At 55.5% G+C, this 1,196-nt stretch carries 2 protein-coding genes; both read left to right on the top strand.

The window, feature by feature from the left end:
- The first annotated feature begins 121 nt into the window (after positions 1-121).
- The gene (yihX, locus tag HMPREF9538_RS15080; RefSeq protein WP_004151865.1) at positions 122-721 is read left to right on the top strand and encodes a glucose-1-phosphatase; all 600 of its coding nucleotides are present in this window, start codon (positions 122-124) and stop codon (positions 719-721) included.
- A partial coding sequence (locus tag HMPREF9538_RS29840) for a YihY family inner membrane protein (protein ID WP_009484982.1) occupies positions 715-1,196 on the top strand: 482 nt, incomplete at its 3' end. The genes yihX and HMPREF9538_RS29840, both read left to right, overlap by 7 nt.

The following is a 1,196-nucleotide window of genomic DNA, read 5'->3' as shown; positions in this document are numbered from 1 at the left end:
TTTCCCCCCCCCCCCCCCCCCCGGGGGGGGTTTCTTTTTTTCATTCCTGCATCACACGCCAATAGTCAAATCCAGCCTTTCCCGCTAAAGTTAATTTTCCACGGCGCGGAAGGAGACAAAAATGCTCTATATCTTTGATTTAGGTAATGTGATTGTCGACATTGACTTCAACCGGGTATTGGGAGCCTGGAGCGATTTAACCCGCATCCCGCTGGCGACGCTGAAGCAGCATTTCACCATGGGTGAGGCTTTCCATCAGCATGAGCGCGGCGAGCTCAGCGATGAAGACTTTGCCGCCGCCATGTGCCATGAAATGAATATGCCCCTCAGCTATGAACAGTTTGCTCACGGCTGGCAGGCGGTGTTTGTCGCGCTGCGCCCGGAGGTGATTACCATCATGCATAAACTTCGTGCCCAGGGGCATCGGGTGGTGGTGCTCTCCAATACCAATCGTCTGCACACCACGTTCTGGCCCGATGAATACCCGGAAGTGCGCGCGGCCGCCGATCGCATTTATCTGTCGCAGGAGATGGGATTGCGTAAGCCTGAAGCGCAAATTTATCTGCGAGTACTGGAAGAAGAGGGGTTTTCCGCCGCAGATACGGTCTTTTTTGATGATAACGTCGATAATATAGCAGGGGCCAACCGGTTGGGGATCACCAGTATCCTGGTGACTGGTAAGGAGACCATCCCTGACTATTTCGCGAAACAGCTATGCTAAAAACCGTTCATCAAAAATTACTCCACCATACCCGGCCGCTGCTGGCGTGGCTAAAGCTGCTGTGGCGGCGCATTGATGAAGACCATATGACCACTCTGGCGGGGAACCTCGCCTATGTGTCATTACTGTCCCTGGTGCCGCTGATTGCCGTCGTGTTCGCGCTGTTTGCGGCCTTTCCTATGTTCTCCGAAGTCAGCGTGCAGATCCGTCATTTTATCTTCGCCAATTTTATTCCGGCGACCGGGGATGTAATCCAGGGATATATCGAGCAGTTCGTGGCCAACTCCAGCCGCATGACCGCCGTAGGCGCCTTTGGCCTGATCGTCACCTCGCTGCTGCTGATGTACTCGATCGACAGCGCGCTAAACACCATCTGGCGCAGCACGCGCAGCCGCCCCAAAGTTTATTCCTTTGCCGTTTACTGGATGATCCTGACCCTCGGCCCGCTGCTGGCGGGGGCCCGCCCGGCGGGCAG

The organism is Klebsiella sp. MS 92-3, from assembly GCF_000195655.1.
Lineage (GTDB): Bacteria > Pseudomonadota > Gammaproteobacteria > Enterobacterales > Enterobacteriaceae > Klebsiella > Klebsiella pneumoniae.
The sequence above is the reverse complement of the archived record's forward strand: the minus strand, read 5'-3'. Positions and strand labels throughout refer to the sequence as shown.